Here is a 26,199-nt window from a genome sequence, read left to right as displayed (position 1 = left end):
CCTGACGAGTGTCGGCCCTTCAGACCGTCCAGGGCTCCTCGCTCACCGGGAACACATCGTTGACCTCGGGTGCACTCGCCTTGAAGACCATGAAGCTTCGCGTGAATTCCATCACGACTTCGGCGCGCTGATTGATCCCGCGTGTGCGGATCGAGACGATCCCACACGACGGTCGGGAGCGGGACTCGCGCACCCCGGTGACCTCGCTCTCGGCCCAGAGGGTGTCGCCTGCGAACACAGGCCCTGGGAGCTTGATATCGCCCCAGCCGAGGTTCGCAACAGCGTTCTCCGACGTATCCGCAACAGAGAGCCCGAGGACGACGGCAAGCGTGAGTGAAGAGACGACGAGTGGCTCGCCGAACTCCGTTCGCGCGGCGTACTCACGATTGAAATGCATCTGGTTCGTGTTCATCGTGAGACACGTGAACCAGGTGTTGTCGGTCTCGGTGATCGTCCTCCCGAGCCGGCTCCGGTAGACATCGCCGACCTCGAAGTCGTCGAGGAAACGCCCTCTCCACTGAATGCTCACTGCTCCTCCTTCTTACTCGTGTCACCGAATACTCCGGCTGCGGCGAGGTGTCCGAGACGCGACTCGTCGTAGCCACAGAGCTCCCGGAGCACCTCGTGCGTGTGCTCGCCAAGGGTCGGGCCCCGCGCCTGCAATGGGACCTCCCCGTCGAATCGAAATGGGCTGCTCGGACCTCGGACGGCGCCGAGGGTCGGATGCTCGTACTCGGCCAGGGAGCCGCGTGCCACAGCCTGCGGGTCGGCCAGTGCAGCTTGTACGTCATTGACCGGACCGCTCGGGACACCGTGCGCGGCCATGCGCTCGAGCCAGTCTCCGGTCGACCGACGAGCAAGAACCTCGCCGAGCAGGGGAACGAGAACGTCGCGATTCCGATCGCGAGCGGTGAAGTCGGTGAAGCGCGGGTCGCCCGGGAGCTCCGGCATGTCGATCGCCGCACAGAACCGCTCCCACAGGCGCTGCTTCGGGCACGCGATCATGATCCAACCGTCGGCCGTTCGGAACGCCTGAAACGGCACCATCGTCTGGTGGGCGGAATCCGCCATTCGCCGTGGCTCGAACCCCCTGGATGCGGCCCACGTTCCGATGTAGGTGAGCTGCGCGAGGGCGGTCTCGTGGAGGGAGAGATCGGCGTCACAGCCGCGCCCGTCACGGCGCGCCTGCCAGACTCCTGCGAGCGTCGCGAGTGCTGCGACGTACCCACCACAGAAGTCCACGAGTGAGAGCCCGCTCTTGGTCGGCGGTTGGTCGGGGCCACCCGTGAGAGCCATCCACCCCGTGAGGCCCTGCACGGTGTAGTCGTATCCACCCTCCCCGGCCCGTGGCCCGGTCATTCCGAATCCCGAGAGGGAGACGCAGACGATGTGCGGGTTGACGGGCTCGAGATCCGCGAAGCGGATGCGAAGCTTCTCGGGCTGATCGCCGCGGAGGTTCGAGACGAGAGCGTCCGAGACCCGGACGAGATCCTCGAGCACGGCGCGCGCCTCCGGGTGCCGGAGATCGAGCGTGACCGACTTCTTGTTGCGGTTGAAGCTCTCGAAGAAGAGCGAGTCCGTTCCCTCGCGATACGGTGGGACGTAGCGGGAGACGTCGCCCCCTACCGTGGGGTCCTCGACCTTGATGACCTCGGCGCCGAGGTCGGCGAGTTGCATGGTTCCGAACGGCCCGGCGCCGTACTGCTCGATCGCGACGACGCGGACACCCGCGAGTGGGCCTCGCGTGTCGGAGCCCGTCACCTCGAATCTCCCCGTACCTCGTGCGGACGAGACCAGATGTCGCCGAGGAACCGAAGCCAGTTGCCTCCGAGCAGTCGCAGGATCCTCTCCTCCGACCACGCTCGGTCCTCCATCGCGGCCGTCAGGCGGGGCCAGTCCGCGAGCCGCGAGAGCCCTGCCGGCATCACGATCTGGAGCTCGTCCAGCGGTGTCGTCGTCAGCAGTCGGCCGTAGCCCTTGTCGCGGACGATCCACTCGACGAACTCGTCGCCGTGCCCCTCCGTGAAGTCGGTGCCGATCCCCACGTGCTCCTCGCCCGCGACGCCGATCACATGCTCGACCGCGTCGAGATAGGCGTCTAGAGTCGGCTCTCGCAGGAACCACGGAAACGGGGTCACGCCGACAATGCCCCCTCCTTCGGCGACAAGGCGCATCTCCCCGTCGTCCCTGTTGCGAGGGTGCTCCTTTAGCGCCGAGGGGCACACGTGCGTGAACGCGACGGGGTACGTCGACGCGAGCGCAGCCTCCTTTGCGGTCAGCGGGCCGACGTGCGAGAGATCGATGACGATGCCGAGGCGGTTGAGCTCCGCTACCACATCCCGTCCGAAGTCGGAGAGGCCCGAGTCACGCGACTCGTAGCAGCCGCTGCCGACGAAGTTCTGGGTGTTGTACGCCAGCTGGACGATGCGAAGCCCCAGCTCGTGAAAAAGCGGGAGGCGCCGCAAGTCGTCCTCGATCGGGCTCGTGTTCTGCGATCCGAGAATCACGCCCACACGTCCCTCTGCCTTGGCGCGATGCACGTCGTCGACGGAGAGGACACGGCGGATGAGGTCGTCGTGCTCGCTGAACGAGCGGCGGAATGCGGTGAGGTTCGCCAACGTCGCCTCGAAGCCCTCCCACACGGCGACGGTACAGTTCGCCGCGGTTATCCCGCCGGCACGCATTCCCTCGAACACTTCGCGGCTCCAGCGGGAGACGACGAGTCCGTCGACTACGACCGCCCGGTCGTGCAGCGCCGAAGGGCCGGTCATCGGAGCGCCTCCAGCACCCTTCCTGCGGCGGCAGTGACAAGCGCGTCCGCTCCGGGCCGAAACGGCGAGATGTCGATCTCGTAGCCGCCGCGCGGCCGCTCGGCATCCGTCGGTAGGTAGTTCCGGTACCCGTTCCAGTAGCTCGCGACGAGCGTGGTTCGAAACGGGGACGTGTCGCGGATCGAGGCCCCGATCTCGCTGAACAGCTCCACCGGTACCCCGACGAGGGCAACCGGACCGAGACGGATGCCCTGAACGAGCAGGGGGTACGCGTCGAGGCCCTCGAGGGCGGTACCGCGCTCGGCCCGCATGCGCGCGAACTTGGTTCGAACGGTGAGCTCCCGCACCTCCGCGTGGGGCGCGCCGGCTGTCCGCGCGGCGTAGGCCGCCTCCTCGCAGCGCTCGGCCTCCGCGCGCCACGTCGCCGCGTCTCCCAGGTCGTCGCGCAGGGGCACCGGCAGCACCTCGTGCGCCACTCTGATCGCGGCGTCGGGCTCGGAGTCCGGCTCGTACTCGAAGGACGCGATCCAGGCAGACTCCTCGCCCTGCCGGAGCCGCAGACGATGCCGACGCCACGACGAGCGCTGGGCCGTTGCCGCCGCTTCGTGCCCGATCATTGCTCCGAGCCGCCGGTAGCTCGAGAGCTCGGGGACGAACAGCTCCGACGGCCCGACGTCACCGCAGGCACCCTGGACGAAGAGACAGCGCCCCCCGAGCGACGCCTCGACCACTCTCTTGACGATGCCCGGGTACTCGGGCGTCACCGAGGTGTTGTCCGGGCCAAGGATGATCGGGTGGCAGGCGTAGTGAACGATCGTCGCGACGGGGACGTCATCATCACCGTCGAGGCGGACGACCGTTAGCGTGTGATCGACAGCCCCTTCCCGGTTGAGGCCGACTGCCGCCCGGCCATCGGGGGTCGTCATCCGCCGGTTCACGGCGAGCGGCGATGTTCCGCGACCCGTGCCGACGCGCACCGGGCGCATCGCGGCTGCAGCTTCCGCGGCAGCTCGTCCGATTGCATCGAAAACCGTCTCGAGGTAGGGAGCGACGAGCTCGCGGTTCTTCCTGATCCACGCTCCCCCGAGCTCGAGCGTGACCGGAACCGAGTGGTTGTGCGTCGTACCGACCGCGACGCGGTCGAAAGGCACATCGGCGGCCGCCGCTATGACCGATCGCGCGCGCGCCGACTGCCCGTCGTCAAGGATGCAGAGATCGATATCCGCGATGGCAGCACGTGCACCATCCGGGGCTGAGACGACGAGAACCGTCACCCAGAGCTCGAGGTCGTTCGCCTCCGAGACCTCGTGCGCCTGGTTTCCCCAACCGCCCGCCGGGATCCCGACGGGCGGGGTGATGTCGGCTCGTCCGACACCCGCGCGCATGGTCATCCGGGTACCGCCACCACCGGGTGCCTGCGCAGCGCCGACTCCGGGCTCACTGCCGCGGTGCTCCGCAGCTCGGCCGGGCGACGAACGCCGTCGGCAGGATGACATCCGCCGGCGCGGCCCCGTTGCGGATCCGCGCGAGGAGGAGATCGGCGGCAGCCCGGCCCATCGCGATGTTGTCCCGGCGAACGACCGCCACGGCCGGCTGAAAGAGATCAGTGATGGCAATGTCGTCGCAGCCGACGAATGAGAGCTCGCTTCCGAGCGTGATCCCGCGGTCGGCGACGACGCGTAGTGCGCCCAGCATCAGCTGGTTGCCCCCGGCGATGACCGCGGTTGGCGGCTCCGCTAGCTCGAGGAGCCGGCGCATCGCAGCCGTTCCGTGCTCGACGGCGAACGACCCCTCGTCGACCGTGTAGGTGGGTGGAAGGCCGCGAGACTCGAACGCCTCCACGAGGCCTGCGCGCCGCTCGAGGGCGGGACGGACGCCTGTGCCGCCGATCAGCGCGATGCGCCGGTGGCCGAGGTCGAGGAGGTGAAGCACGGCGGCGTTCATTCCGCTGCGGTGATCGGAGAGGACGCGGCTGACCGAGATCTCCCCCGGCAGGCTCCGATCGAGCACGACGACGGGAATCTCGAGCTCGCGCAGCCTGGCGATCGTCTCCGGATGCGTTTCGTCGAGGACGGAGATGACGAGACCGTCGACGCGCCGCTGCGAGAGCAGGCGAATATGCGCAGCCTCCATCGCTGGATCCCCGAGCGAGTTCGTGAGGAGCATCGAGTAGCCGTTCGCGTGGAGCGTCGACTCGACCCCTGTAACGATCTCGGAGAACAACGGGTTCGAGATGTCCCCGACGACGAAGCCTACCGTGAGCGTTGCCTGGCGACGAAGGCTCTGCGCGAGCATGTCGGGCTCGTAGTCGAGGTCTCTGACCGCCCTCATCACCTTCTCCGTCATGGCGGGGCTCACATCGGGGTGCCCGGAGAGGACCCGCGACACCGAAGACATTGCGACCCCGGCCGTATCTGCAACCTCCCGCATGCTGGCGCGTCGGCGGCGCTGACTCACGTCGTCATTCACCATGAGATCTCCCCGGAGCGCTCGTCAGCGTGCCCCGGGCGACAAGGGTTGCCCGGCTATGGCGCGTACACATCATCGTATACCGACTCCGGCGCCGGCAAAGGCGCGCGCTCCGCTTCCTCGCGCACGGCGCGCATCGTCTCGCGGATCTCCTCGTCGAGCGCGTCGAGTTGCGCGTCGGTCGCGATGTCCCAGGCGCGGAGCGACTTCCGGAACCGCGGAATCGGGTCGACACGCTGCCACGCGAGCCGCTGCTCGACGGGATCGCTTCCGCCCGCCGAGAAGGCCGAATGCCGTTCCCAGCGCACCGTCTTGCACTCCACGAAGCTCGGGCCACCGCCGGTGCGGGCGCGCGTGACTCCGTCGGCGACCGCGTCACGCACGGCAAGCACGTCGTTTCCGTCGACGATCACAGCTGGCATTCCGAAGCCGCGCGCCCGATCGGCGATGTCGGGAGTTGCCTGGCTCTTCGACGTCGGCACGGAGATGGCGACGCCGTTGTTCTCGCAGATGAAGACGAGCGGCACCTTCCAGAGCATTGCCATGTTCATTGCCTCGAAGAACTCGCCCTCACATGAGGCGCCGTCACCGAAGAAACAGAGCACCACCTGCCCGGTCTTGCGGAACTGGCAGGAGAGGGCCGCGCCGCCCGCCATGGGGATATGGCCGGCGACGATCGCGTTCGTGGAGATGAGCCCCACCGACGGCTCCGACAGATGCATCGAGCCGCCCTTGCCCTTACAGACGCCGGTCGCGCGGCCCATCAGCTCGGCCATCATGCCAACGGGGTCGACGCCCTTGATCAATACCTCGCCGTGGCCACGGTACGTCGCGAACACGAGGTCATCCGGGCGAAGCGCTGCGAGCGCACCGGCCTTGATCCCCTCCGCCCCGATGCACGGGTGGGTCGACCCGGGGATCAGCCCCCTAGCGAAGGCATCGATCACCTCGTCTTCGAAGGCACGAACCCGCATCATCTCCCGGTAGAGCGCGAGCAGGTCATCACTGGCGATCGAGTCCGGGCGGGGGCCGGGGACGGCTTCGTCGACGGGGATCGGCGCAATGGTCATGACAGCCCTTCCGCAAGTGATGTGAGGTGCCTTTCGAGGGCCGCGAGCAGACGGCCGCCTGCCTCGCCGTCCGAAGCGCGGTGATCGATGGCCACGTTCACCCACATGCTCGGTCGGACGCCCAGCCAGCCGTTCTCTGCGACGACCTTCTCGGCGACGCGGCCTGTAGCTATCATCGCAATTTGCGGGCCCGAGACGACGGGGGCGAAGAAGTCGACAGGGTAGGCACCGAGGTTCGAGAGCGTGCATGTCCCGCCCACGAGATCCCGGCCCTCGACGACTCCACTCCGCGCAACGTCGACGAGTCGACGACGTTCCCGTGTCACCTCGGAGACGGCGAGCGAGTCTGCGTTTCGGAGCACGGGTGCAACGACTCCGTTCTCGGTGGCGACCGCGAGTGCCAGATGCACGGCCGTGCTTCTCTCGACGGAGCCGTCGGTCAGTCGCCGACCGTTCAGGTCGGGCACCTCGACGAGTGCCTGCGCGATCGCCACGATCAGGAGATCGGTGACCGTGACGTCGAGACCCGAGGAGGCAAGGATCTCGCGGGCCTGCACGAGGCCGCCGGCCGCAAGCTCACCACCGATGTGGACGTGCGGGATCTGTTGCCAGCTGGCCGTGATGTTCCCGACGACAGCCTCGCGAAGACGCTGTGCATCCGGGGCCACAGATGTTGTCGGGGCGGCACCAACCGCAGCGATGTCGCGGGCGACGATGCGCCCACCCGGGCCGGATCCACTCACTCCACGGAGATCGACCGCCTGCTCGCGGGCGAGCCGCCGGGCTGCGGGGGACGCGATCGGCCCACTCCGCCGGGGCGATGTCGCAGTGGAAAGGCCCTGGGGAGCGACGCTCTCGCCGAGGAGTGGTGCAGAGTCGGGCAGGACGGCACGACCGTCCGCGGGAGCCGTGGCCGTCGTTGCAGTCGCAGGCTCGAGCTCAGCGAGGATTCCGTCGACGACGACGATATCGCCCTCGGCAGCGACGATCCTGACGACGCCGTCGACGGGTGCCTCGATCTCGATCGTCGCCTTGTCGGTCTCGATCTCGACGACCGGTTGCCCTGTCGAAACCAACTCGCCATCGGCCACGAGCCATCTGCTGACCCGGCCGTCCTCCATCGAGATGGAGAGTTGCGCGAGCGTCACGGCCGTCATGCGACTAGCCGTTCGACGGCAGCAACGACGTCGTCGGCGCTCGGGTAGACGGCCTCGATACCGCCGGGCGTGCAAGGGATCGGAACGTCCTTGCAGGCGACCCGCTCGACGGGCGCGTCGAGGTAGTCGAACGCCTCCTCCATGCACCGCGCCGCGATCTCCGCCCCGAAGCCGAGCGTGCGGTGAGCGTCGTGCGCCACAGCGAGCCGCATCGTCTTGCGCAGTGACCCGACGATCGTTTCCATGTCGAGCGGCGCGAGGGTGCGGGGGTCGATCACCTCGACGGAAATGCCTCGCTCGGCGAGTCGCTCGGCGGCGGTCAGGGCCTCGTCGACCATCCCGGACAACGCGACGACAGTGGCGTCCGTCCCCTCCCGCGCGATCCGCGCCTTTCCGAACGGGATCGCAGGCCCGGCAGTCTCGACCTCCCCTCGTCGACCGTAGAGGCGGACATTCTCGACGAAGAGGACCGGGTTGTTGTCGAGCAGAGCGGTCCGGAGGAGCCCGTAGGCGTCCGCGGCGTTCGAGGGAACGGCGATCTTGATTCCGGGAACATGCATGAACCACGACTCGAGGCTCTGCGAGTGCTGCGGGCCCATGCCCATCCGGGAGACGATGGGTGTCCGGATGACGAGCGGCACGGTGAGCTTGCCTCCCGTGAAGTAGTGCAGCTTCGCCGCCTGGTTGAAGATCTGATCCATCGCAACGCCGACGAAGTCGAAGAACTCGATCTCGCACACTGCGCGAACGCCCGTGATCGCAAGTCCGATCGCATATCCGACGGTGCCCGATTCGCACAGCGGGGCGTCACGGATCGTTTCCTCGCCGTAGGCCTCCGACAGCCCCCGCGTGACGCCGAAAGCGCCGCCGTAGGGGCCGATGTCCTGACCGACGATCATCATCGGCTCGGGCCGATCGAGCGCCTCGCGGAGGGCCCGGTTGATCGCCTCGCTCATCGTCAGCGTCGTCGTGCTCATCGGGTCACCAGCCGTCGCTCGGAGTGTTCCAGAACCCTTTCCAGGGTCGATTCCAGGCAAACCTACCACAGCACACCCGGACGGAGTACACTCGCTGGAACCGATGCCAGGAACGGGAGTGCCATGCCACTGACGACTTCGGAGACGAGCACCCATCTCGCAGAGGACGGCTATGTCGTCGTCACCGACGTCTTCGACGCCGAGACCGATTTCGAGCCGATCTACGCCGAGTGGAACGGAATTCTGAGCGAGATCGCCGAGTCGCTGATGGCCCAGGGCGTCGTCGAGTCGAACCACTCCGAGTTGCCGTTCGCTGAACGGCTGCTGACCCTGTGCGGCGCAACCGGTAGCAGCTTTCATCAGCCCTTCGATATCAGCCTGCCGCAGAAGGACATCACGTCCGAGACCCCGCTCCATGTCGGGCCCGCGGTCTTCGACCTGCTCACGCACGATCGGCTGCTCGACGTCGTCGAGGGTATCCTCGGCCCCGAGCTCGTCTCGAACCCCGTCCAGCACGTGCGGATGAAGCCCCCCGGAAGGGTGCTCGGCGCCGAGCGGGCGCGGAGCTACCTCGCCGCCCGGGTGCCGTTGCACCAGGACCTCGGCGTGCTGCTGCCGGAGGCCGACAGCTCGACGATCCTCTCTTGCTGGGTCGCGGTGACCGACACTGACGAGGAGAACGGTTGCATGCAGGTCGTTCCCGGGAGTCACCGGCACGATCTCTACGACCATTGCCCGACCGAGCCCCAGACCGGCATCCCCGAGCACCTCCTCACGCTCGACGATGCAGTGGCACTCCCGATGCGAGCGGGCAGCGTGCTCTTCTTCGGCCAGAATCTCATCCACGGCTCGCTCGACAACAGGAGCGAGGACCGGGTTCGCATCAGCATGGATCTCCGCTACCAGCCGGCCGGACAGCCGAGTGGCAGGCCCCACTTCCCGAGCTTCCTCGCGCGAAGCCAGGCCCATCCCGAGCGGGTCCTGCGCGACCCGGCCGCGTGGGCGGAGATGTGGTTCGAGGCGCGCGAGGCGCTGAGCCGCGGTGAGGTTCCGGCTTTCACGCGCTGGCACGCCGACGCCCCGTTCTGCGCGTAGCGGACGACCGCCGGAATGAGCCCTGGCGATAGAGGTGACCCAGCTGGCGCCGACGGCAGTGGTCGACCTCGATCGCGATCTCCTGCTGGAGCCGGCCCAGAGCGGGCGGGTTCGGGCCTGAGGTCGCGGCGCGTTGGGGTCGACAGCTACGCCTATCACCGGCTCCTCGGCGAAACCCGCTCCGGAGAGTCGTCGCCGCCGTGCCTCTTCAGCGGCGGGTCGCTCGACGTGGTGGTCGAAGCCCGCCACCTCGGCCTCGATTTCGCTCTGCTCGAGACCTCCTTTCTGGGAGAGCCCGACACCTTCGAACCGGGCGTGTACCTCGCCGAAGCAGGCGGGCTCGTACTCGGTCTATCCTGGGGCGCACCGGATGGATTCGCGTTCGGTGACCGCCCCGAGGCTCTCGATGAGTTGCTCGCCTGGCTTCCGCCCGCGGCCGCGCTCGGGCTGCACGTGATGCGCATCGTGGCCGGCGGGCCCGCCCATCGCGGACGCGACCCCGGCCCCGTCACGGACCTACTTCGGGAGGCGTGTGCCGCCGCCCTCGACCACGGGGTGCGCCTTGCGATCGAGAACCACGGCGACCTCACGGCGGAGCAGGTGGAGGTGCTGCTCGACCGGGTGGGCGGCGGGCTCGCTGTCTGTTTCGACACCGCCAACGCTCTCCGCGTGGGCGACGACGTGACGGCCGCCGTGCGACGACTCGAGCCCGCGATCGAGATCGTGCACGTCAAGAACTGCGCCGGCACCTGGGACGACCCGGCCGCCGGGCCGCTCACCCTCGCGCCCGGTGAGGGTGTGATCCCGATGGACGCCGTGCTCGACGCCTGCCCGCGCGCACTCCTCGCGGTCGAGCTCGGCCAACTCGCCCCGGACGCCGACGAGCGCGTCCTCGTCCGCCAGTACGTCGACTATCTTCGGTCGCGATGAGCGCAGATTCACTCTTCGGGCTCGCGGGCCGTCGGGCTCTCGTCACCGGCGGTGGGGGCGGGATCGGCCAGGGGATCGTCTTGGCGCTGGCGGATGCGGGTGCAACCGTCGCCGTGCTTGGCCGTTCGCCTGCCGTCGAGGACGCGGCTGCAAGCGCGGGCGGAGTCGCAGTCCGTGCCGACCTCTCCGACCGTTCCGAGCTCACGCGCGGCTTCGAGGAGTCTGTCGAGGCGCTCGGCGGGCTCGACGTGCTCGTCACCTGCCACGGCGCCGTGCACGCCGCTCCGGCGCTCGAGCTCACCCTCGCCGACTGGGACGACACGGTCGAGACGAACCTGACCGCCGTCTTCGAGCTGTGCCAGCTCGCGGGCGCACTCATGGTGCCGCGAGGCCGTGGCAAGATCATCACCATCGCCTCGATGCTGAGCTTCCAGGGAGGATTCGGTGCCGCCGCGTACGCCGCGTCGAAGGGCGGCGTCGCTCAGCTCACGAAGGCGCTTGCGAACGAGTGGGCTCCCCACGGAGTCAACGTCAACGCTATCGCTCCCGGTTACGTCAAGACGCCGCTCAACCGTCACATCTGGGAGAGCGACCTAGCGCGGAGCGAGGCCGTCCTGGCCCGTCTGCCTGCCGGGCGCTGGGGAGTGCCGCCCGATCTCGCTGGCGCCGCCGTCTTCCTCGCCGCTCCCGCGTCCGACTACGTGCACGGGATCGTCCTGCCGGTGGATGGGGGCTGGCTTGCCCGCTAGGGGCGACAACGTGAGCGTTCCGGGGAGAGACGAGCAATGGCTCTCGGGACTGCGCATACTCGTCACCGGCGCCGCGGGGGTACTCGGACGGGCACTTGTCGTCGAAGCCGATAACCGCGGTGCGGCCGTCGTCGCAGCAGGACGAAGCCCGACGATCGACGATGCAGATCTTCCGCAGTCCGCGCTCCGACTCGCCGCCGACCTTCGTGACCCTGCTGCCTGCCGTCAACTCGTGCACGACGCGGCCCGCCTGCTCGACGGTCTCGACATCGTGGTCAACAACGCGGCCACGCTCGTGCGCCGGGAGTTCAGGGATCTCGGGCTGGACGAGCTCGACGCCGCGTGGGAAGTGAACCTCCGCGCTCCGGCCCTGATCATGCAGGAGAGCTTCGAGTATCTCAGGCACGCCACGTCCCCGGCGATCGTGAACGTCGTCTCGACCGCTGGAGTCTCCGGCGGCGTCGCGACGGTGAGCGCGTACGGCATGAGCAAGGCCGGCCTGATCGTGCTGAGCAAGGCGGTCGCCCGCGAGTACGGGCCGTTCGGTATCCGCGTCTTCGCGCTCTCGCCTCCTTCGCTCGACTCGGAGATGCAGCGGTCTCTGCCGGAGGCCTTCAGAGAGAAGGTCAGAGAGATGAATGTCCTCGGTCACCTACCCCCACCCGAGGACGTCGCGCGGTACACGCTGCTCACTGCGAGCGGCCTCGGTGGCCTCGTCACCGGCACGATGGTCGACCTGACCGCGACCGCCTACTGATGAGCGAGGAGGGAACGCTGTACGCCGGCGCCGCCCGGCGCGCCGTCAACCCCGCGCTCAGCACGAGGCAGACGGGATTCCGGCTCTTCGGCAATCCCGTCCAGGCAATCGAGAGCGATCTCACGGCGTGGTGGCAACGTCAACCCCCGCGCCGGGATGGGATACGAGATCGACTGCCGCGAGACGAAGAACCGGGTCGGCATAGAGCTCCTCGCAAGCAACGAGCGGAGGCTGTCGGAACTGCGCCTGGCTGACGCACTCGAGAGGGAGCTCTGCGGTGCGCAGAAGCAGGAGGACTGGGCACGGCTACTCGTGGAGACGGCCGCCCGTGGTCACGCCCCGACCTGTGATCTCCACTTGCAGGCGATCCGTATAAACGACATCGCGGTTGTCGGGCTGAACGCCGAGCTGTTCTTCCAGGTGCATGCACCCCCACCCGGTCGCCCTGCATCCCGACTCCTAGCAGCGCGCCGTGACGGGCGTACTGGCGTTGCTCGAGCGGCTGTGAGACGAGGTCGATACGCGCCGTCGGTGGGCGGAAGCTGCTTGACATCAGGAACCAAATGATCAATCCTACAACCGATTCCTGAAACGATTCCACCTATCTTCACAACTTTCGACCCATACGGGCCGTCGTAGTCTTCGACGGTGCAATGCCTACCGCACGCGTGCCCAGCCGATCGCACGTTTGCTTGGCCCATTCAGAGGAAAAGGGAGGGTAGTCGATGTCGGAGGAACAGAGCTCCAAGGATACAAAGGGGCACATGAAGCGACGTGAGCTGCTTACAAAGGCCGGTGCGATAGGCGCCGGAGCCGTGGCCGCCGGGTCGCTCGCAGGCACCGCTACGGCGGGACGCAAGGCGACGTTCGCCACGCCGAAAATCCGGCGCGGGGGCAGGCTGATCATGGGCCTCGAGTCCGACCCGGTCGCGGTCGCTCCGTACGGCATGGCACCCGGGGCAGCGCACTGGGGCAAGGAGCATTCCTACGACTCGCTCGCTGAGTGGGACCGCAATCTGAACATGAAGCCGGCCCTCGCGACATCGTGGAAGGTCGAGAGCAAGACGGCGATCCTGTTCAACCTGCGTAAGGGCGTCCGGTTCCACAACGGCAAGGAATTGACGGCGGACGACGTGAAGTACTCCGTCGAGAAGATGCTCAAGGTGCCGCCGCCTGGCAGCCAGGCCGTCGCAGCCAACGTTCCCGCCACGATCCTCGGGGCGGACGTCGTCTCGAAGTATCAGGTGCGGCTGCGCATGAGCGCCCCAGACGCCCGAGTTGTCGGTTTCTTCGCCTGGCAGCGCTACTCCCCGATCGTCCCCGAGGGACTTTACGACCAGATCAACGTGAGTCGGAACGCGATCGGAACGGGACCCTATCGAATGGTGGGCTTCAACCCGCTCGACCGCGTCGAACTCGTGCGCAACGAGAGGTACTGGAAGCCGGGTCAGCCGTACATGGACGCAATCACGCTGAAAGTGATGACGGACGAGCAGGCGCGCATCGCCGCCCTGCGGGCAGGTGCGATCGACCTCGCAACGCTCTCGGTCGACGCGGCCCGGTCGCTGCGCAACGACAGCAGCCTGCAGGTGATCAGCAACCTCAACGCGGCATTCCGCGAGTTGCAGATGTCGCTCAAGCCCGGGAAGAACGAGCCGTGGGCAGACGTCCGTGTCCGCCGCGCGGTGAACCACGCTATCAACCGCCAGCAGATCATCAACACGGTCTACAGCGGCGAGGCAGCGTTCACCTCATTCGTCCCGCCCGGCTACGGCCCGTGGCCTCTCACGCCGGCCGAGCTGAAGAACAAGTACGCGAAGTACGACCTGCCGATGGCGAAGAAGCTGATGGCGGACGCTGGCATGTCGAAGGGCTTCTCGGTCAACATGACGATCGTCAGCCTGCAGGACTACCCGAGCGTCGCAGCACTCCTAGTGCAGCAGATGAAGGCGATCAACATCGATGTCAACATCAAGGGCACGGAGATCGGAACGTTCGCCTCCATCTACTCGGCGGGGACGTACGACTGGTTCCTCAACGGACGCGGGATGCGCGGTGACGTCGACGGCTACGTGCAGGAGTTCCACCCGGCCTCGTCGACGTTCAGGATCCAGACGCCGGCGTACAAGAACCTCAAGGCGTGGAAGGCGATCGGGAATGGTCGCATCCAGCTCGACGAGGCCAAGCGGAAGCCGATGTACCGGACCGCTCAGCAGGCACTCTGGGACAACCCGATCCAGATGCCGCTCGTGGCAATCCGGAAGTACCAGGTCGCAAGCAAGCGCGTCCAGAACCACTACGTCTCGTTCAGCGACTTCAACGGCAGTCTCCGTACGGTCTGGCTGAGCTCGTAGCCGGCAGCGATCGGATCTGAATCAGGGAGGGGCGTCGCGCAGGCGGCGCCCCTCCGTTCTTCCGGGCAACGTCCTCGCGAAGGAGAACGATGGGATCGACACTTCACGCCGGCGTCGCACGCCGCACGATCAACCCGCTCCTCGGCACCGGCAAGGCCGGGCTGCGCCTCTTCGGCGCCCCGATCCAGGCGATCGAGAGCGACCTCACCGCCACGGTGCTCGTCCTCGGAGACGGCGAGACGAAGGTCGCAGTCGTCGCAACCGACCTCTGCGTCGTGAGCATGGCCGAGGGCAGTCGCCTACGCACCTCCGTGGCCGATGCCCTCGCTATCCCGACGACGCACGTGCTCCTGAACCTGAGCCACAACCACAGCGCACCCGCCCTACCCGAGTTCATGGCGATGACGGACTCTCCCGAGGACATCCCCTTCAGGACGCGCTACGAGGCCGACCTGCAGCGTTGGCTCGCCGACGCGGCGGTGGAGGCGGACAGCCGGTTGCAGCCGGCCCGGATCGGCTGCGGCTGGGGAGAGAGCACGATTGGCGTCTACCGACGCGAGACCCGCGACGGCCGCGACGTCCTCGGCGAGGTACCCGACCACCCGATCGACACCTCCGTCGGCGTGATCCGCGTCGACGACCTCGACGGCAACCCCATCGCCACCCTCTTCCGCTACTCCGCCCACCCTGTCACCATAGGCAGCCGCTCGCAGGTCGCGTCCGCCGATTACCCAGGGCCGGCACGCGAGGTGATCGAGCAGAACCTCGGCGGCCTCGCGCTCTTCCTCCAGGGCTGCGGTGGCAACGTGAACCCGCGCGTCGGCATCGGCTACGAGATCGACTGCCGCGACACGAAGAACCGGGTCGGGATGGAGCTCGGCGGCGAGGCGCTGAAGGTCGCTGCCGGGATCCGCACCAACACGAAGGCTGGGGAACGACGGCCACTCGGGAACGTCCCCAACATCCTCTTCACCCCCTGGGAGCCCGTCGACGACGACACGAGCACCCACCTCGCCGCCGCTGAGAACGTCGTGGCGCTCGACTACGACGAGCTTCCCTCACTCGAGGAGGCGCAGGCGATCCTCGGGCACTGGCAGCGCACGGCCGAGGCGCGGGGGCAGAGCGATGCGCTCGACTGGGAGATCCGACTGGCGCAGAAGTATGAGTTCTGGGCGCGGAACCTGGTCTCAGCGGTCGAGCACGGCCATCCGACGCATGAGCTCTACCTCCAGGTCATCCGCGTGAACGACATCGTCCTGAGCGCACTCAACATGGAAGTGTTCTTCGAGACCGGACTCGACATCCGAGCGCGCTCGCCGTTCCCCGACACGTTCGTGCTCGGGTACTCGAACGGGCTCTACGGCTACCTCCCACGCGGGGAGGACTATCCGGACGGGGGCTGGAGCGTCAACGGGAGCTACGCGGTGCCGGACCTGCTTCCGCAGGCCTGGGGGATGCCGGTGATCCTGCATCCCGACTCGGCGACCCGGGCAGCAGATGCGAGCGTCGAGCTGATCGGCAGGGCCTAGCCGATCCTCGCGGCCGGGATGAGCGAGTACGTCCGGGGGCAGGAGCCCCGGGAGCTCGCCCGTCACAGTCCAACCGCGATCACCGTCCCAGGGCTCCGCGTCGGGGAAGACGTCTTCGGCGGCACCGGTCGCGTCGTGTGACTGCGGCACGAAGCCGACGAGCGGCAGGTCGAGCGGTAGGTCGAGCGGCGACTCGAGCGAGTGCCGTGCGGCGCCGACGAGGAGCTCGTCGCTCACAGGCTCTCCCGGAACACGCGCTCGAGCAGACCGGCAGTGGCGCGCACGAGAGGAGACGGTGCTGCTTCTCTGCTCCAGCGACGAGCGCCGGCATGTCCTCAGCGTCATAGCCGACGTCGGCGAGCCGCGTCGGCGTTCCGATCCGCTTCATGAAAGACAGCATCGCCGCTCCGAGCGGGTTCGGATCGTCGGGATCCGACTCTCGGCCAGTGAGGAGACGGGTCGCCTTGCGATGTCGATCGGGGAGTGCAGCATGCGTGACCCCGAACGCAGCGTGTGCGGTGAGAGCACAGGCGATCCCGTGGGGCACGAACCGCCCTCACCCGGATAGCCGGGGGCTTCCACCCGTGCTTAGCCCCGCGATCGGGTAGGAGCACGCGTGCGGCATATGGACGCCGGCGCTGCCGAAGCCGATTCCCGCAGCGGTCGCGGCGAGCATCATGCCGACCTCCGCCCGCCTGTCTCGAGCGACGCACCGGAGCCAAAGATGAGCCCCGGCATCGCGAGCGTGCAGATCGTCTCGTTCACCGCTCTCCCTCTCGTCCGACTCTAGAGGTCTTCGATGCGCACCGGGGCGCCGCCGTTCGCAGACCGCCAGGCCGCGTCCATGACGGCGACGGTCCGCACGCCGAGATCGAGGGGGGCGCGATTGACGGTCTCGCGCCCGAGGCACGTGTCGACGAGGAACAGCGCCGCGTCGTCACAGGTGTACTCGGCATCCGTCTCGGCGGCAGGTGGATCCGGCTCGACCGTGAGCCACTCCGCCTTCTCCCTGTCGCCTTCGAGCAGAAGCTGTGCTTGCGTGCGGTCGTAGTCGAGCATCAGCACACCGTTCTCCCCTGCGATCCTGAGATCGCACGCGTGGCGGCGACCCCACGGCTCGTGACCCTGGCCGCTGAAGGAGCAGATCACGCCGCCAGCGAGCGCGACCGAGACCTGGATGTCCAGGTCGACGCCGTTCCCGAGCAGGTGCGCTCTTGCGAATACGTCCTCCGGCTCGTTGGGCACGAGCCAGAGGCCAAGCGCGAGCAGATGGCTGAGCTGACCGAAGAGGTATCCCCCACCGGCGTCAGGCTTCGCCCAGGTTTCCGTCTCGGCCTCGACGGGGAAGCCATCGACCTCGAGGACGCCGTACCCCGAGCGGCCAGAGAAGAGGTCGGTGAGGCAACTCGACATATATCCGGTGACCGAGGTGATCGCCCCGAGCCGCTCCTCGAGCAGCAGGTCCTTCGCCCAGGTCGTGAGCCTCTGGTAGTTCCAGCCGTGGGCCACTCCGACGGTTCGCCCCGCGGCAACGGATGCCGCCGCGAGCGCGCGCGCGTCGGCCAGGGTCACCGTCATCGGCTTCTCGACGAGAACGTGTGCCCCCGCCTCGAGTGCGGCGACCGCGTGCTCGCGGTGCAGAGTATGCGGCGACGAGACGACGACGCCGTCGACGCCTGACGAGAGGAGCTCCACCACGGAGCTCGTCGCCACCTCGAGCCCGAACTCGTTCCTGAAGGCGTCGAGTCCCTGCTCGTCCTTGCGTACTGCACCCACGAGCTCGACGTCTGGGTGATCGCGGAAGTACGGCAGGTACTGGTAGGACGCCCAGAAGCCCGCCCCGATCACCCCGATCCGCGCTCGGCTCACGACGTGTCCCCGCCCCGCGTGAGCGACGGGTGCTCGAGTCTCGTCGATGGCAGCGTGGGGAGCTCTCCACGCGCGAGCCAGCCGTCCGTCCCGTCGTATGCCTCGACCTCCGGGAACAGCTGCTCGGCAAGCCTTACACCCGTCTCGACGAACGTCTGCTCGAGGCTCGGATCGAAGAGAGACGGCAGTCCGACGCTCTTGTAGCCGTACCCGGCCTCGTAGCCGCCGTACTGGTACTCGTTCGCCGTCGGCAGGTAGCCGAGGATCTCGTTCGTGTAGCCCGCGTAGAGTGTGGGCTTCCCCGGCGACCGCTCCTTCACGGCGATGCCGTACTCGGTGAACGTCTCGCCCGGGCCGGTCACGATCACGCCGTCGCCGATCCGAACCGCATGCACCGGGCCGGGCACCGAGGTCGGGGCGGTACCATCGCGGAGTTGAGACTCGACCCGCCGCGCCCACGCGGACTGGTACCACGCAAGCTTCACCTTACCGCGGTCGCCCGAGGCCCGCGCATCCTCGAGAGCCGCGTCGTACTCCGCGCGCAGCGCCTCGATCTCCTCGAGCGGTGGGTGCGCCATGAGCGGGATCGAGACGGTCTCCGCGACGGCGCCGAGTGCCGGCGCATGCGCCTCCTCGAGACGGCGGCGATACCGCGTGATCGGAGTTACCGAGCCCTCCTCTTCGGTGAGGACGGTGACGGGCCTGCTGAACCGGTCTGCGACCGCGTCGAGCGCCGCGAGACCGAGGCGCGTCCCCATGCGGATAGCCTCCTCCTCGGTGTCGGTGAAGGCGAACTTCGGCAGGACGTTGCCGGCGGCGCCCTGGAAGTAGACGCACTCACCGCCCGTCACCGACCGGATGATGTCTCGCATCGGACCCGGGAAGTCGGCCGAGTAGACATCCATGTCGTAGCCCGTCGTCACCGGGTGACAGCCGAACCCGACCAGGGTCGCGATCACCGACTCGTCCGGCCGGCGTGCCTGCAGCACCGTGACCTGGTTGTCGACGAGCTCGTCCGGGTTCCAGCCGAGAATCGAGCCGCCGTTGAAGCCGCCGGTCGTGCGCTCGCGACGGTTGACGGCGAGCTCTGTGTCCGCCTGACCCCAGACGACCCCCGCAGGCTCGAGCCGCTCGACCGCGAGGCGGCAGACAGAGACGATCTTGTCGTGGATGACGCGCGAGAAGGAGCTGATCGATTCCGCCAGATCGTCGTCGACGTCGCCGTACACCGCGCCATTCGCCACGCCGCCGGGAGGTGCCAGGTGGGTGTGGCTCCAGTTGAGCAGGATGCCGGCCGGGTCGGCGCCCGTCGCGGCGGCGACGCGCCCGATCAACGCGCTGATCTGCGGCTCGACGATCCCTACGATGTCGACGCCGCAGAGGACGACGCGCGTCCCGTCGCGCTCGAACACCATCGCACCGACCTCGAGCGGGAGACCGTAGCCGTTCGCGTTCCACGGTTGTCGGATGAAGCCGACCATCGGCAACCCGAGCGGTGGGTCGAGCGGGAGTGATGCGGAACCGGCACGGAAGTCGGTCATCTCAGGCCTCCTTGGCCGTCGGGGGAGTGAGGGAGTCGAGGAGCCGGGCGAGGCCTTCCACGGCCTCGTCGATGAACCGCTCCCCTGCCTCGGCAGACGCGGCCGAGGGGTCACCGAGGACACCACTCGAACCCATGTCGGGGAGACGGAAGGCGTCGTTCTCGCGCCGAATCGGCTCGAAGGCACACCCGTCGGTCTCGCCGACGAGCTCCGGCGCAACGGTGAGCATCGCGGACGTCTCGGCCTGGCCCGCGTGACCGATCGAGCCGAGGTCGGCCGGGAAGAGCTCCCGCAGAAGGCCCGGGGCGACGAGCTCCCAGTAGGTTACGACGAGGCACTCTTCCACGAGCCCGAGCGCCTCGAGCCATCCGCGGTTGGCGCCGTGCCCGTTCACGATCACGACCTGGTCGAACCACCATCGCAAACTCGTGACGATCGACCGCGTGAGAGCAATCGCGAGCTCGGGCTCGAGGGTAACCGTCAGCCCGAGGCGGACGTGGTGCGGGCTCAGCCCTGCCCAGACCGTCGGCGCCACGAGCACGTCCCGCTGCGCGGCGTCGGCTGCGCGGAGCGCGACGGTCTCCGCGAGGAGCGAGTCCGTTCCCACAGGCAGGTGCTCGCCGTGCTGCTCGAGCGACCCGACCGGCAGCAGGCAGAGTGCTCCAGCGCGCCCCCGTTCGAGAGCGGCGCCGCGGGTGACCTCGAGCAGCCTCACAGTCATGCGCGGAGCGCCTGAGCGAAGAGCGTCGCGACCAGCTCGTCGCCCACCGCCTGCAGCGTGTGCGCCGTCCCGGACGGAAGGAGGGCGACGCCGGAGGGCCTGGCAAACAGGCTACGACCGGTTCCCGTGAGGTTGACGGAGGGGCTGCCCGCCTCGACGTAGAAGGCCGCCTCGTAGTCGCCCATCTCTAGCCGACGCTCGCCATGCCGAACACCGCGGTCGTCCCGGTCTCCCCAACGCTCATGAAGCTGTGCTCGACGTTCGCCGGCAAGAAGACGACATCGCCGACCTCGGCACGGAGAACGTCGGTCGTTCCCGTCAACGACACGACCAGCGTGCCGACCGTCACGCGGATCACCTTCTCGAACGGCACCGATTCGGGCTTCGTGTCGCGTCGCACCGGCAGGCGCATCTCACCGGCCCGGATCTTCTCGTCGCAATAGAAGAACGACGAGAGGTACGTCTGGCGCGGCTCGTCTCCCGTGATCAGGTGGAGCCAGGTCGCCCGGTCGAGCTTCATCATGTCGATCGCCGACTTGGGCTCGCCCGGCCACGAGGCCAGCTGATCGAGACGTGTGGCGAAGTCCTCATTGCGATCATGCGACCCGTTCAGCACCACCGGCTTGCGCTAGTACCAGCCGAGCTCGTAGAGCGTGTCTTCCTCGACCTTCTGCTTGAACAGGTCGGTGTGCATCTCCCCGGGGACCCACCAGGCGATGTAGCAGTCCTTGTCACCGAAGTTGTAGCCGTGGTGGGCGGCCCAGGCCGGGATGTTCGCAGCATCGCCGGCAACCAGTTCGACCACGTCGGAGGTGTCCGGGTTCGAGAGATGAAGAGTCCCCGCGACGATGTAGTAGGGCTCCGGATTCGGGTGATCACCGGGGTCGAACCAGCACCCGGCGGGCACGACGAACATTCCCGAGTTGATATGCGGCGTCGACACCCACGTCCACGACGGGGTCGCATTGCCCGGGGCTGGTGCCCACGCATCGAAGCGATGGTCGACGGAGCGAAGCAGGGTCGGGCGGGGCTCCCCCCCGGGCTCGTACGGGATGCTCTGGTACGGCGGCCAGAGAGCACGGTACTTCGGGTTATCGGTCATCGTCAGCCTCCTTGTGCGAGCGTGACTCGTAGACAGGGGATGGTGAGGTGGTGCTGGTGGATCCGGAGCGGTGGGAGCGGTTCGGCAAGCCTCGGCCGCCGATCGCGGAAAAGTCGAGTGAGCCCCTCCCTGGCCTCGAGCCGCGAGAGCTTGTAGCCGGCACAGAAGTGGCTCCCGAGGCCGAAGGCGAGGTGGCTCGCGGAGCGGTCGCGCCTGATCCCGCCGCGTGAGTCGCCGGCCCAGACGTCGGAGCGAGCGGGATCGAAGCGGCGAGGGTCGGCGAACACTGCCTCGTCGTTCGTTGCCGACGCGAGGGCAACCCGCACGATCGACCCCCTGGGAATCGTCCGGTCGTACCACTCGACGTCCTCGGTCGTGATCCTCCCCTCGTACGGCACCGGCGGCGCGAAGCGGAATGCCTCGGTGACGGCACGATCGAGCAGCTCGACGTTGCCCTCACCCGCGGCCGCCGCGAGGTCCGGGTGGGCGAGGAGCACCCAGAGCACGTTGCGCAGGGCGTAATCGACCGTCGAGCTGCCCGCAGCCGCGAGAAAGTTGACGTTCGTGCAGATGTAGTCGTCATCGAGGACCGCGCCGGTAGCGTCCGGCCCGCGTAGCCACTCGAGCAGATCGTCCGGGCCGCCGTCGCTGCGGCGCTCCGCCAGCCGTAGTGTCGTCCACTTCTCGAGTTCGCTGCGGGCGGCTCTTCCGGCCGCGAGCTCGTCCTCGCCGCCGACGAGGCCCAACGAGATCGCTCCGGCGAGCTCCAGGAACCGCGCCCGCTCGGACGCCGGGATCGTAAAGAGCGAGGCCATCACGAGACCGGGCAGGCGAAATGTGAAGGGGCCGATGAGATCGATGTTGCCCTTGGGCAGTTCGCGAACGACCTCGACCGAGACCGCTTCGACGGTCGGTCGAAGAAGCCGATCGAGCGGCGCGCCGACGAGGTGTGGCGCAATGCGGGCACGCTCGCGTGTGTGACGCTCGCCGTCGTGCTGGGCGAAGGTGTCTCCCATCACGTCCCCGAACCATGTCTTGTAGATCCAGGTCGAGTAGGTGGCGTCGTCTCGAAGGACGGAGGCGACGTCGTCGTAGCGGGTCAGCACGTAGACGTCGTCGATCGTGTCGTGGAAGAGCGGCGCCTCGTGTCGAAGCCGCTCCCAGACGGGGAACGGATCGCGACAGAACGCGTCGTCATGGAGGGCGGCAGGGTCGATTGCCGACCGGGCGCTCATGCGACGTTCTCCGGGAAGTGGCAGGCGGTGCGGTTCGCCGTGCCACCCCGCTCGGTGAGCTCCGGCCGCTCGGTTCGACAGCGCTCCTCGGCCTTCCAGCAGCGGGAGGCAAAGATGCAGCCGGGAACGGGTTGCGTCAGGTCTGGTAGCTCACCCTCGAGCCTGATCCGGCGACGCTCGCGCTCGAGCGCCGGGTCCGGAATGGGCACGGCCGAGAGGAGCGCGATCGTGTACGGGTGCTGCGGGGCAGCGAAGATCTCGTCGGCCGTCGCAACCTCGACGAACTGTCCCCCGTACATCACCGCAACGCGGTCACACACGTGTCTCACGGTGGAGAGATCGTGCGAGATGAACAGGTAGGAGAGGCTGAGCCGGCGCTGGAGGTCCATGAGGAGATTCAGAATCTGGGCTCGCACGGAAACGTCGAGCGAGGACACCGCCTCGTCGCACACGATCAGCGCTGGGTCGGTAGCGAGTGCCCTGGCGATCGCGACGCGCTGGCGTTGCCCTCCTGAGAGCTGGAGCGGGCGGCGCTTGCCGAAGTCGGCTCCTAGGCCGACGAGCTCGAGGAGCTCGGGAACACGACCGCGGTTCTTCCTGGCGGCGCGTCGGTCGAGCAACATCAGTGGCTCGGCGACGATCTTGTCGATCGTCATCAGTGGATCGAGCGAATCTCCCGGGTCCTGGAAGACCATCTGCACCCTGCCCCGCTGCTCCGCGGCAAGACCTCCGCCGCGCGCTTCCAGCGGACGCCCGCCGAAGACGACCTCCCCACGGGTTCTCTCGGTGAGGCCGAGGAGCAGCCGCGCAACCGTCGACTTTCCGGAGCCCGACTCACCGACGAGCCCGAGTGATTCACCACTTTTGATCTCGAAGCTCACGCCCTCGACCGCGCGCAGCCACCCCTTGCGCGACCCGTCGCCGCCGCGAGCACGATAGTTCTTCGCGAGGTCGACGACGGTGAGCAACTCCTCGCCCACGAGCGGCACGCCGAGGGAGACTTCCTCCTTCGCCAGCACGCCGGCGGTCGCCCTCGACTCGTGAACGAAATGGCAGGCGACCCGGGCCGCGGGGTCATCGATGGCGAAGGCAGGGCGCTGCGTCACGCACACCTCCCGGTCGCCTGCGAGGCGGCAACGCGGAGCGAAACGGCAACCGGGGGGAATCGCGTCCGCACGCGGCAGCACGCCCGGGATCGACGGGAGGGTCGTTGCTCGCTCGTCCCCGAGGCGGGGAACGGCCGCGATCAAGGCCTGCGCGTACGGATGGCCGGCGCGCTCGAACACATCGTCGACGGCGCCGTACTCGACTGGGGCGCCGGCGTACATGACGAGTACGTCCTGCGCGAACCCGGCGATGACGCCGAGATCGTGCGTGATCAACATGACCGCCATCCGGCGCTGTTCGGCGAGGCGGCGGAGCAGATCGATCACGCTCGCCTGGGTCGTCACGTCCAGCGCTGTCGTCGGCTCGTCCGCGATCAACAGCTCGGGGTCGGATGCGAGCGCCATCGCGATCATCACCCGCTGCCGCATCCCGCCCGAGAACTCGTGGGGATACTGCTCGAGGCGCTGCCGCGGCGTCTGGACACCCACCTCGGTCAGGAGCTCGACCGCGCGGTCGACCGCCGTACGCCCCCGAGCCTCGGTGTGGAGCTTGATCGCTTCGAGGAGCTGATAGCCGATCGACTTGACCGGGTTCAGAGATCCGAGAGCGTCCTGGAAGACCATCGAGATCCGCCCGCCCCGCACCTGGCGAAGGACGTCGTCGGTCGCGCCGGCGAGCTCGAGATCGCCGAGCCTGATCGAGCCGCGACCGATCACACCGGGCGGCTCTAGCAGCCCGAGAACGGCCATCGCAACGGTGGACTTGCCCGATCCCGACTCGCCGACGATCCCGAGCCGCTGCCCGGCCCGGATCGTTAGTGACAACCCATCTACCGCTCTCACCGTTCGCGCACCGAGCGGGAAGTCGACGACCAGGTCGTCGATCCTGAGGACGGCGCCGTCGAGTGAGCCTTCCGTGGGGCCGTCATTCATGTCGCCTGCCCTCCGGAGCCGGTCGACCCAGACAGCCCGGTTGGCTCGACCGAGCCGACCGCGGCGCCGGCACTCCCGCTGCGCTGCACCGCCACCTCGATGCCCTCGCTGACGAGCATGTAGCCGAGCGCGACGGTGACGATGCACAGGCCCGGCCAGATTCCGTACCGCCAGTCCTGAAACACATAGTTGAAGGACGCCTGGAGCATGCCGCCCCAGCTCGGCGCGGGGGGTGGCGTGCCAAGCCCGAGATATGAAAGCGTCGCCGCTGCCAGAAGCGTGTAGGCGGCTGTGAGTGAGATCCCGACGAGAAGCGAGCCGATCGCGTTCGGGAGCAGATGTCTCCAGATCACATAGCGCGAACCTGCACCCGAGATCACGCTCGCTTCGACGAATGCCCGCTCCCGCAGGCTCATCGCCATCCCTCGCGCGAATCGGAGAAAGCCGGGTATGTAGAGGATCATCAGGGCAAGGATCACGATCGTGTCGCTCGGCCCGATCACGGCGACGAGGAAGAGCGCCAGCAGGATCGACGGGAAGGCGAGCATCACGTCGGTGACCCTGAGAGCGACCGCGCTCGCCGCACCGCCGCGGTATCCCGCGAGAAGCCCGATGGAGACGCCGATCACGGCCGCGATCAGCGTCGCGCCCAGGCTGATCTTCAGGTCGGTGCGCGCGGCGTAGACGAGACGCGACAGCACGTCGCGTCCGAGCTCGTCGGTTCCGAGCCAGTAGTCACCCGAGGGCGCGGCGAATGGCGCATCGACAAGGTCGGTCGGGCTGTACGGGGCGATCACGCCAGGGATCAGCGCGGCGATCGCAAATGGCGCGAGCAGCAAGAGACCGATCTGCAGTCGGACGTTGTGGCGGAGCCAGCTCATCACGCGCGCCTGATCCTGGGATCGACCACGCGGTAGGCGATCTCGATGAGTGTGGACATGAGCACGTACGCAGCGGCGATCGCCATGACGCACGCGATCAGGGTGCTGAAATCCTGTCGCTCGACCGAGTAGATGAGGAGACCGCCGACGCCCGGCCAGTTGAAGATCCGTTCGACGACGACGACTCCCCCGAGCAGCTGCCCGAACTGAACGCCCAACACCGTCAGCGACGGGAGCAGGGCGTTCGGGAATGCGTGCTGGTAGAGGACGGAGGTCTCCGAGAGCCCCTTCGCGCGGGCAGTGCGGATGTACTGGGTGCCGAGCGCCTCTCGAAGGCTCTGGCGCATGAAGTGGAAGAACACCGCGGTTGTGGGAATGACAAGCGTGATCAGAGGCATGATGACCCGTCTCACGTGCTCGACGGGAAGCTCGCGGAACGACTCGTAGCCGCTCGCCGGAAGCCATCCGAGCAGTACTGCGAAGAAGATGACGAAAAGGATGCCAAGCCAGAATTGCGGCACGACAAACCCCACTGTCGAGAGCTGACCGGCCACGACCGAGAAGACACGTTTGCCGCGGCGAACCGAACGCAACGCGAGGAGTGCCGCGAGCGGAAGCGAGACCGCTAGCGTCAGGAACGCGAGCTCGAGTGAAGGGATGATCCGTTCGAGGACCGCCTTGCCGACGGACCCACCGCCCTCCTGCACGCCGAGGTCGCCCTGAACGGCCTTCCCGAGCCAGATCACGAACTGCCATGGAACCGGCTGGTCGAGGCCGAGCCGCTCTCGTTCCGCTGCGACGAGCTCGGCACGCTGCTCGAACGTCAGGTCATCACGCTTGCCGACCCGGATCTCGGCGGTGTCGCCCGGCAGCGCCGTTGCGATCGCGAACGTGATCATCGCGATCGCGAGCAGGACGCCGACGAGCGAGAGAAAGGGAGTGAGGAATCGCAT

General features: G+C 67.8%; 26 protein-coding genes. 8 read left to right on the top strand and 18 right to left on the bottom strand.

Features of this window, described 5'->3' with window-relative positions; all coding sequences use genetic code 11:
- Positions 1 to 19 precede the first annotated feature (19 nt).
- From ABIR74_RS05760 to ABIR74_RS05725, 8 genes are all read right to left on the bottom strand, one after another.
- Positions 20 to 529, bottom strand: coding sequence for a MaoC family dehydratase (locus ABIR74_RS05760; protein ID WP_348175819.1), 510 nt, complete (start codon positions 527 to 529; stop codon positions 20 to 22).
- Positions 526 to 1,761 carry a CoA transferase gene (locus ABIR74_RS05755; protein ID WP_348175817.1) on the bottom strand — a complete coding sequence of 412 codons (1,236 nt, stop codon included), beginning with the start codon at positions 1,759 to 1,761 and terminating at the stop codon, positions 526 to 528. The genes ABIR74_RS05760 and ABIR74_RS05755 overlap by 4 nt, the downstream gene beginning before the upstream one ends.
- On the bottom strand, positions 1,758 to 2,771 hold the full coding sequence (locus tag ABIR74_RS05750) for a membrane dipeptidase (protein WP_348175815.1): 1,014 nt from the start codon (positions 2,769 to 2,771) through the stop codon (positions 1,758 to 1,760). The genes ABIR74_RS05755 and ABIR74_RS05750 overlap by 4 nt, the downstream gene beginning before the upstream one ends.
- Positions 2,768 to 4,156, bottom strand: a complete 1,389-nt coding sequence (locus tag ABIR74_RS05745; protein ID WP_348175814.1) for a hypothetical protein — start codon at positions 4,154 to 4,156, stop codon at positions 2,768 to 2,770. Before ABIR74_RS05745 ends, ABIR74_RS05750 begins: the two co-directional genes overlap by 4 nt.
- Before the next feature lie 52 nt (positions 4,157 to 4,208).
- Positions 4,209 to 5,201 carry a LacI family DNA-binding transcriptional regulator gene (locus tag ABIR74_RS05740; RefSeq protein WP_348175812.1) on the bottom strand — a complete coding sequence of 331 codons (993 nt, stop codon included), beginning with the start codon at positions 5,199 to 5,201 and terminating at the stop codon, positions 4,209 to 4,211.
- 95 nt (positions 5,202 to 5,296) lie between these two features.
- Complete coding sequence (locus ABIR74_RS05735) at positions 5,297 to 6,310, bottom strand: thiamine pyrophosphate-dependent dehydrogenase E1 component subunit alpha (RefSeq protein WP_348175810.1); 1,014 nt, start codon at positions 6,308 to 6,310, stop codon at positions 5,297 to 5,299.
- Entirely contained in the window at positions 6,307 to 7,467 is a 1,161-nt protein-coding gene (locus ABIR74_RS05730; RefSeq protein WP_348175808.1) for a dihydrolipoamide acetyltransferase family protein, read from the bottom strand. Before ABIR74_RS05730 ends, ABIR74_RS05735 begins: the two co-directional genes overlap by 4 nt.
- Positions 7,464 to 8,444 (bottom strand): alpha-ketoacid dehydrogenase subunit beta, encoded by a 981-nt coding sequence (locus tag ABIR74_RS05725; RefSeq protein ID WP_348175807.1) that lies wholly within the window; start codon positions 8,442 to 8,444, stop codon positions 7,464 to 7,466. The genes ABIR74_RS05730 and ABIR74_RS05725 overlap by 4 nt, the downstream gene beginning before the upstream one ends.
- Before the next feature lie 123 nt (positions 8,445 to 8,567).
- Between ABIR74_RS05725 and ABIR74_RS05720 the strand changes: the two genes are divergently transcribed.
- The 8 genes from ABIR74_RS05720 (at position 8,568) to ABIR74_RS05685 (ending at position 16,648) form a co-directional block, all read left to right on the top strand.
- The gene (locus ABIR74_RS05720) at positions 8,568 to 9,539 is read left to right on the top strand and encodes a phytanoyl-CoA dioxygenase family protein (protein ID WP_348175805.1); all 972 of its coding nucleotides are present in this window, start codon (positions 8,568 to 8,570) and stop codon (positions 9,537 to 9,539) included.
- Positions 9,540 to 9,767: 228 nt separating this feature from the next.
- On the top strand, positions 9,768 to 10,469 hold the full coding sequence (locus tag ABIR74_RS05715; RefSeq protein ID WP_348175803.1) for a sugar phosphate isomerase/epimerase: 702 nt from the start codon (positions 9,768 to 9,770) through the stop codon (positions 10,467 to 10,469).
- Positions 10,466 to 11,218 (top strand): SDR family oxidoreductase, encoded by a 753-nt coding sequence (locus tag ABIR74_RS05710; RefSeq protein WP_348175802.1) that lies wholly within the window; start codon positions 10,466 to 10,468, stop codon positions 11,216 to 11,218. The genes ABIR74_RS05715 and ABIR74_RS05710 overlap by 4 nt, the downstream gene beginning before the upstream one ends.
- A gap of 10 nt (positions 11,219 to 11,228) precedes the next feature.
- Positions 11,229 to 11,975: an SDR family oxidoreductase gene (locus ABIR74_RS05705; protein ID WP_348175800.1), complete on the top strand. Its 747-nt coding sequence runs from the start codon at positions 11,229 to 11,231 to the stop codon at positions 11,973 to 11,975.
- Positions 11,976 to 12,739: 764 nt separating this feature from the next.
- Positions 12,740 to 14,329 (top strand): ABC transporter substrate-binding protein, encoded by a 1,590-nt coding sequence (locus tag ABIR74_RS05700; RefSeq protein WP_348175798.1) that lies wholly within the window; start codon positions 12,740 to 12,742, stop codon positions 14,327 to 14,329.
- 89 nt (positions 14,330 to 14,418) lie between these two features.
- Positions 14,419 to 15,858: a hypothetical protein gene (locus ABIR74_RS05695; protein WP_348175797.1), complete on the top strand. Its 1,440-nt coding sequence runs from the start codon at positions 14,419 to 14,421 to the stop codon at positions 15,856 to 15,858.
- 18 nt (positions 15,859 to 15,876) lie between these two features.
- Positions 15,877 to 15,999 carry a hypothetical protein gene (locus ABIR74_RS05690; protein WP_348175795.1) on the top strand — a complete coding sequence of 41 codons (123 nt, stop codon included), beginning with the start codon at positions 15,877 to 15,879 and terminating at the stop codon, positions 15,997 to 15,999.
- A 484-nt stretch (positions 16,000 to 16,483) separates the two neighbouring features.
- Positions 16,484 to 16,648 (top strand): hypothetical protein, encoded by a 165-nt coding sequence (locus ABIR74_RS05685; protein WP_348175793.1) that lies wholly within the window; start codon positions 16,484 to 16,486, stop codon positions 16,646 to 16,648.
- On the opposite strand, the gene ABIR74_RS05680 is transcribed toward ABIR74_RS05685, so the two are convergent.
- The 10 genes from ABIR74_RS05680 to ABIR74_RS05635 form a co-directional block, all read right to left on the bottom strand.
- Positions 16,645 to 17,727, bottom strand: a complete 1,083-nt coding sequence (locus ABIR74_RS05680) for a Gfo/Idh/MocA family oxidoreductase (protein WP_348175792.1) — start codon at positions 17,725 to 17,727, stop codon at positions 16,645 to 16,647. The two genes, ABIR74_RS05685 and ABIR74_RS05680, sit on opposite strands and share 4 nt — an antisense overlap.
- Positions 17,724 to 19,268: a hypothetical protein gene (locus ABIR74_RS05675; protein ID WP_348175790.1), complete on the bottom strand. Its 1,545-nt coding sequence runs from the start codon at positions 19,266 to 19,268 to the stop codon at positions 17,724 to 17,726. The genes ABIR74_RS05680 and ABIR74_RS05675 overlap by 4 nt, the downstream gene beginning before the upstream one ends.
- A gap of 1 nt (position 19,269) precedes the next feature.
- Entirely contained in the window at positions 19,270 to 19,989 is a 720-nt protein-coding gene (locus ABIR74_RS05670; protein WP_348175788.1) for a creatininase family protein, read from the bottom strand.
- Positions 19,986 to 20,174, bottom strand: a complete 189-nt coding sequence (locus ABIR74_RS05665) for a hypothetical protein (protein WP_348175787.1) — start codon at positions 20,172 to 20,174, stop codon at positions 19,986 to 19,988. Before ABIR74_RS05665 ends, ABIR74_RS05670 begins: the two co-directional genes overlap by 4 nt.
- A gap of 2 nt (positions 20,175 to 20,176) precedes the next feature.
- On the bottom strand, positions 20,177 to 20,608 hold the full coding sequence (locus tag ABIR74_RS05660; RefSeq protein ID WP_348175785.1) for a hypothetical protein: 432 nt from the start codon (positions 20,606 to 20,608) through the stop codon (positions 20,177 to 20,179).
- 9 nt (positions 20,609 to 20,617) lie between these two features.
- The gene (locus ABIR74_RS05655) at positions 20,618 to 21,091 is read right to left on the bottom strand and encodes a cupin domain-containing protein (RefSeq protein ID WP_348175784.1); all 474 of its coding nucleotides are present in this window, start codon (positions 21,089 to 21,091) and stop codon (positions 20,618 to 20,620) included.
- A gap of 2 nt (positions 21,092 to 21,093) precedes the next feature.
- On the bottom strand, positions 21,094 to 22,326 hold the full coding sequence (locus ABIR74_RS05650; RefSeq protein WP_348175782.1) for a cytochrome P450: 1,233 nt from the start codon (positions 22,324 to 22,326) through the stop codon (positions 21,094 to 21,096).
- Positions 22,323 to 24,365, bottom strand: coding sequence for an ABC transporter ATP-binding protein (locus ABIR74_RS05645; RefSeq protein ID WP_348175780.1), 2,043 nt, complete (start codon positions 24,363 to 24,365; stop codon positions 22,323 to 22,325). Before ABIR74_RS05645 ends, ABIR74_RS05650 begins: the two co-directional genes overlap by 4 nt.
- Positions 24,362 to 25,246 carry an ABC transporter permease gene (locus tag ABIR74_RS05640; protein ID WP_348175778.1) on the bottom strand — a complete coding sequence of 295 codons (885 nt, stop codon included), beginning with the start codon at positions 25,244 to 25,246 and terminating at the stop codon, positions 24,362 to 24,364. The genes ABIR74_RS05645 and ABIR74_RS05640 overlap by 4 nt, the downstream gene beginning before the upstream one ends.
- The coding region (locus tag ABIR74_RS05635; protein ID WP_348175776.1) for an ABC transporter permease at positions 25,246 to 26,199 on the bottom strand (954 nt) is incomplete at its 5' end. The genes ABIR74_RS05635 and ABIR74_RS05640, both read right to left, overlap by 1 nt.

This window comes from Gaiella sp. (genome assembly GCF_039915195.1).
Taxonomy (GTDB): Bacteria; Actinomycetota; Thermoleophilia; order Gaiellales; family Gaiellaceae; genus Gaiella.
Note: the sequence above shows the minus strand (reverse complement) of the source record. Positions and strands in the feature narration are given on the sequence as shown.